The organism is Streptomyces cahuitamycinicus (genome assembly GCF_002891435.1).
Lineage (GTDB): Bacteria > Actinomycetota > Actinomycetes > Streptomycetales > Streptomycetaceae > Streptomyces > Streptomyces cahuitamycinicus.
The window spans coordinates 1-5,161 of the sequence record NZ_POUC01000508.1 but is presented as its reverse complement, the minus strand read 5'-3'; the positions used below and the strand labels follow the sequence as shown (position 1 = coordinate 5,161).

The window sequence follows — 5,161 nt, the reverse complement described above, 5'->3', positions numbered from 1 at the left end:
CAGTCACGTACCTCTACCGTTCCTGGCAAGCAACAGCCCCCGCCCGGTGCGCCAACACCTGCGGGGGCTTAACCAGAGATCGAACGACTGAAAGACCGATCCCATGGCTGAGTCCAAGTTTAGTGCTGCCTCCCCGCCCGCGCATCCAATGGCGAACCCCGGCTACGGCAAACGCACGGCCCCCGACCAACTCCCCCGCGCGAAGCCCGACTTCGCACACCTTGCACCCCGCGAAGCCGCCATCGCCGCGTACCTCGAACGGCTCCCCGACGGCGCCGACATCTCCGTAAAGACGCTGGCCAAACAGCTCCCGTACGGACAGTGCGCCCTCGGCACGGCCCTCAACCGCATCCAGCAGGCAGGCCATCTGCGGCGCGGCCGGGAGTGCGTGACGGCCGACGACGGCAGCTCCCGCTGGATCACCCGATCGTGGTGGTCCCGAACCGCCCGGGATGACGACTGGTGGGCCGCCTTCACCCGCGGCGACGTACCGCAGCAGGCAGCGCGCCCCACCCGCTCCCGGGCCCACATCCTCCTCGCCGCCCTCGGCCGCACCGCGTCCGTCCTGTCCCTCTCCGAGGCGGACTGCGCGGCACTCGCCCCACTCGTCACGGACTGGTTCGCACGGGGCGCATCGGAGGACGACGTACTGCGAGCGCTCACAGCCGGCCTGCCGACACCCGTCCACCACTCCGCCGCGCTCGTCCGCAACCGCCTGACCAGCAAACTCCCGCCACCACCCGCTCCACGCCCACCCCTACGGGTCCTGGAGTGCGCGAACTGCGGCGCCCCGGGACGTCCGGAAACCCTGCCAGGGGGCCGTTGCAGCGCCTGCCGGGGCGAACGCGCGCCCGCGCAACCCCCTGCACCTCTGTCCGCCCCCACGATCCACGACCGTGCGGCCGAGATCCGCGCCGCGATGTCCCAACGACGACAAGAGAAGGCACACACATGACGGCTCCTACGGTGCGACGCCCCTCTTTGAGGGCACGATGGAAGGGAGGAGGCACCACGATGACCCCTGGTACCGCTGACCGCCCGCTGATGCCCATCGAGGACTTCGAGGATCTGGCCGAGGTGGCCCCGAAGGGCGTGCGACTCGAGTACGTCGACGGTCGCGTCCGGACAAAGGACGCGCTCAGCGTCGAGGACTTCGAAGAGCTGGAACGCCGCGCCCCGGAGACCGTGCGGCTTGAGTACGTCAACGGAAAACTAGAGGTCAAGGCCATGCCGGACGGCAACCACCGGGAGATCTTCGTCTGGCTGCAGGAACAGTGCATGCAACATCGCCCTGACCTCCGCGTGTACGGCGAGTCCGGCGTCCGGACCGAGGCCTACCGGAAGGGGCGGGCCCGCACGGACGGAGCCGTCGCGCTCAAGGGCCACTTCAAAGGCCACGGTGAATGGTCAGCGTCCAACGGCATCCTCATGGCCGTTGAAATCACCTCCCACGACCGCGACACCAACCAGCGGGACCGTATCGACAAGCCCGTCGGCTACGCGGCAGTCGACATCCCCGTCTACCTGCTCATCGACCGCGACAGCAGCACGGTCGTCGTGTACAGCGAGCCCCAAGACGGCCGGTACCAGCAAAAGGCCGCTCACTCCTGGGGCACCCCGGTCGATCTGCCGGAGCCTCTCGGCTTCAGCCTGGACACCGAAGAACTCAAGGACTACGCCGAATGACGACAATGGACTCATGAACCACGCCCAGCTCACCGCCCTAGGCCGCGCCCTCCGACTCCTCGGGGAGCACGGGGAGGCCCTCACCGGCGACTCCCCGGACGCCAAGCTGCACGAGATCAAGGCCGATCTGAAGCGCGCGCTGGACCTGCTGGACGAGAGTGTCGCGGGCGCCGCGCCCACCACCCGCTGCCCCGAGCACCCGAACGGCCCCGTCGACGAGGCCGCCCCCGACCTGTGCCTGCTCTGCGAGACCCGGCGCAGGGCCGCCCGCAGGGCGGAGTTCAACGGACCCGCCCCCCAGCACCGGCCCGTCGAACCCGCGCCGTCCCGCTACGGCGTGAGCGGCGATCGCCCCCAGCCCCAGCAGCGCTGGCTTGCGGAGCTGTGGAACGGTCAGGCCTGGCAGCTGTGCGGCACCCCGCGCCGGGACCGGCGGGAGGCCGAACTCTTCATCAACGCCCAGCGCAAGGCACCCCGGGCCGCCATGGCGTACCGGCTGGTGCACGAGTTCACCGACTACGAGGTGCTCCGGGTCTGGGGGACGCCGGTGAAGGTGGACATCGAGCCGATGGGCAACCTCTGACCGGCCGGGCTACAGCAGCGGCAGGGGCAGGAACTCGTGTCCCTCCCACAGCCGCCGCGACCGCTCCTCCGGGTACGCCGTGACCACCGGCTCCGCGTCCAGCACCTGCACCAGCCGCTGCTCGTCGTCGTAGGCGGGCCAGCCCGGGTCGCCCGTCCTCGCGAAGGCCGACCAGGACGCGCGGAAGCGGGACGACAGCGAGAGCGCCTCGGCGGACGGCTCCGCGCCCGCGAACAGCAGAAGCCCCAGGTCCGCCCCGTACGTGCCGAACAGCAGCGGGATGTCCAGACCGTGGCAGGCACCGAGCGCGCCGCCGTTGCCCGGGGCCGGCCAGGTCAGTTCGTAGACGTGGGCGCGTCCGCCGCCCGCGCGCTGGGCCTGGGCCAGGTGGAGGGTGGGCATGTTGAACAGCCAGTCCGTCTGGACGCGTTCGTAGAGCTCGCTCGGGGAGGCGTCGGGGAAGGCCGTGCGGTAGGCCTGTCCGCCGTCGGGTCCGGGGGCGAACAGGCGCAGGGCGGAGGCCGCCCTCTCGTCGGTGATCTGGCCCAGCCGGCCCGCCATGGCGATGAACAGGCGGTACTCGTCGCGGTTGTGGCCAAGGAGCAACTCGACGTCCTGCGCCGAACCGGTCGCCAGGGCCTGCCACGGCATGACCGGCAGGACGTCCCCGTCGACCACCGGGGAGAAGGGCGTGACCGTGGGTGCCGCCTGGCCCCAGCGGTCGACGCGCTGGAGCATCTTGGCGCTCAGTGTCTCGCCCGCCGAGGTCAGTCGGTGCGGAGCGATCGTGGAGAGGTCGGCGACCGTGGGGCGCAGGCCCAGCTCGGCGGCGAGGGCGGTGCCGATGTCCCGGGCCAGTGCGTCGGAGAAGAACGTCCCCGGCACGCTCTGCGCGATCGCCCGCCGGAACAGACCTGCCGCACGGTCCATGCCGAGCAGCGAGGCGATCGAGCCCGCGCCCGCTGACTCCCCGAAGACCGTGACCTGGCCGGGGTCGCCGCCGAAGGACTCGATGTTGTCCCGCACCCATTCCAGGGCGGCCACCTGGTCGAGCAGGCCGCGGTTGGCGGGAGCGCCCTCGATGAACGCGAAACCCTCCATGCCCAGGCGGTAGTTGAGGGACACGACCACCACGTCGCCCTCGGTGGCGATGTGCCGGGCGTCGTAGCCGGGGCTGCCGGAGTGGCCGAGCTTGTAGGCGCCGCCGTAGATCCACACCATGACCGGCCGGCGGGCGCCCGGGTCGGGCTCGGGCGTCCAGACGTTGACCGTGAGCCACTCGTCGCCCTCGGGCACGTCGAGCAGGCCCGGGCCGCCCAGGTTGCCGAGGTCCTGCGGGGGCGGCGGGCCGAAGGCGTAGGCGTCGCGTATGCCGTCCCAGGGGTGCGCGGGCCGGGGCGCCATGAAGCGGGCCTCGCCCACCGGGGGTGCGGCGAACGGGATGCCGCGGAAGACCGCGAGTCCCTCCTCCCTCCGGCCGCGCACCGCACCGGCGGTCGTACGGACCACCGGTGCGGGCTCCTCCGCAGAGCCGCCCGCCGACGGGTGGGACTCGGTCGTCGTCATGTGGATCTCCTCACGGAATGCCGGTGAACAGGCGCTCAGTCAGTGTCGTTGACTGACGCAAGCAGATCCAGACGCTGTGGTGACGGGTGTCAGCTGAGGGACTTCAGCGACGCCGGGTTGTACGGCGCCACGTCCTCGAAGCGGCCGTCGAGCACCTTCCGGGCCCACTCGGGGTCCTGGAGCAGGGCGCGGCCGACGGCGACCATGTCGAACTCGTCGCGCTCGAAGCGGTCGAGGAGGTTGTCGAGGTCGCCGACCTCGGCGCCGTGGCCCTGGAAGGACTTGAGGAAGTCACCGCCGTCCAGGCCGACCGAGCCGACGGTGATGGTGGGCCTGCCGGTGAGCTTCTTGGTCCAGCCGGCCAGGTTGAGGTCGGAGTCCTCGAACTCGGGGAGCCAGTAGCGGCGGGTGGAGGCGTGGAAGGCGTCGACGCCGGCGGCGGCCAGCGGGGACAGGATGGCCTCCAGCTCCTCGGGGGTCTCGGCGAGGCGGGCGTCGTAGGCGTCCTGCTTCCACTGGGAGTAGCGGAAGATGACGGGGAAGTCGGCGGAGACGGTCCCGCGGACGGCCGCGACGATCTCCTCCGCGAGCTTGACGCGGGCGACCCGGTCGCCGCCGTAGGCGTCGGTGCGGCGGTTGGTGCCCTCCCACAGGAACTGGTCGAGCAGGTAGCCGTGGGCGCCGTGGAGCTCCACGCCGTCGAAGCCGATGCGCTCGGCGGCGGCAGCGGCCTCGGCGAAAGCGCCGATGACGGCGTCGATGTCGGCCTGGGTCATGGCCTTGCCGGTGGGCTCGGCCGCGCCGATGCGCAGCCCGGAGGGGCCGACGGCCGGGGCGTCGGCGACGGGCGGCTCGCCCTGGTTGCGGACCATGCCGATGTGCCAGAGCTGCGGCACGATGGTGCCGCCCGCGGCGTGCACCGCCTCGGCGACCTTCGCCCAGCCCGCGAGCTGCTCCTCGCCGTGGAAGCGCGGCACGCGGTCGCTCTGCCCGGCCGACTCGTGGCCGACGTAGGTGCCCTCGGTGACGATCAGGCCGACTCCGGCGGCGGCGCGGCGCGCGTAGTACGACACGACGTCCTCGCCGGGCACGCCGCCCGGGGAGAACATACGGGTCATCGGCGCCATCGCGATCCGGTTGGGAACGGTCAGGCCGCCCAGCGAAACGGGCCGGGACAGGATTTCGGCGGCGCGGGAAGCGGAGGCGGCGACAGTCACGTGGGGGCTCACTTTCGGATACCGGAAGGTATGTGCATACGCATAGGACGTAACCTTCAACCATCCGGTCCGGTCATGGCCATCCCAACTCCGCTGTGATCCCGGACAC

At 71.4% G+C, this 5,161-nt stretch carries 5 protein-coding genes; 3 read left to right on the top strand and 2 right to left on the bottom strand.

Annotation, left to right across the window (positions count from 1 at the left end; all coding sequences use genetic code 11):
• Positions 1–103 precede the first annotated feature (103 nt).
• From C1J00_RS37920 to C1J00_RS37910, 3 genes are read left to right on the top strand one after another with little or no spacing between them, the layout of a single operon-like run.
• Positions 104–955: a hypothetical protein gene (locus C1J00_RS37920; protein ID WP_439333469.1), complete on the top strand. Its 852-nt coding sequence runs from the start codon at positions 104–106 to the stop codon at positions 953–955.
• A gap of 59 nt (positions 956–1,014) precedes the next feature.
• A complete protein-coding gene (locus C1J00_RS37915) occupies positions 1,015–1,686 on the top strand; it encodes a Uma2 family endonuclease (RefSeq protein ID WP_102913443.1) in 672 nt (223 codons plus the stop codon).
• A 13-nt stretch (positions 1,687–1,699) separates the two neighbouring features.
• A complete protein-coding gene (locus tag C1J00_RS37910; RefSeq protein ID WP_102913442.1) occupies positions 1,700–2,269 on the top strand; it encodes a hypothetical protein in 570 nt (189 codons plus the stop codon).
• A 9-nt stretch (positions 2,270–2,278) separates the two neighbouring features.
• Here the strand turns inward: C1J00_RS37910 and C1J00_RS37905 are convergent, their stop codons facing one another.
• Positions 2,279–3,835: a carboxylesterase/lipase family protein gene (locus C1J00_RS37905; protein ID WP_102913441.1), complete on the bottom strand. Its 1,557-nt coding sequence runs from the start codon at positions 3,833–3,835 to the stop codon at positions 2,279–2,281.
• Positions 3,836–3,924: 89 nt separating this feature from the next.
• Entirely contained in the window at positions 3,925–5,052 is a 1,128-nt protein-coding gene (locus C1J00_RS37900) for an NADH:flavin oxidoreductase (protein ID WP_102913440.1), read from the bottom strand.
• Between the last annotated feature and the right edge of the window lie 109 nt (positions 5,053–5,161).

Bases quoted from the DNA above. Each gene is read 5' to 3' on its own strand.
- C1J00_RS37920 (WP_439333469.1), top strand. From the start codon at position 104: ATGGCTGAGTCCAAGTTTAGTGCTGCCTCCCCGCCCGCGCATCCAATG.
- C1J00_RS37910 (WP_102913442.1), top strand. From the start codon at position 1,700: ATGAACCACGCCCAGCTCACCGCCCTAGGCCGCGCCCTCCGACTCCTC.
- C1J00_RS37915 (WP_102913443.1), top strand. From the start codon at position 1,015: ATGACCCCTGGTACCGCTGACCGCCCGCTGATGCCCATCGAGGACTTC.
- C1J00_RS37905 (WP_102913441.1), bottom strand. From the start codon at position 3,835: ATGACGACGACCGAGTCCCACCCGTCGGCGGGCGGCTCTGCGGAGGAG.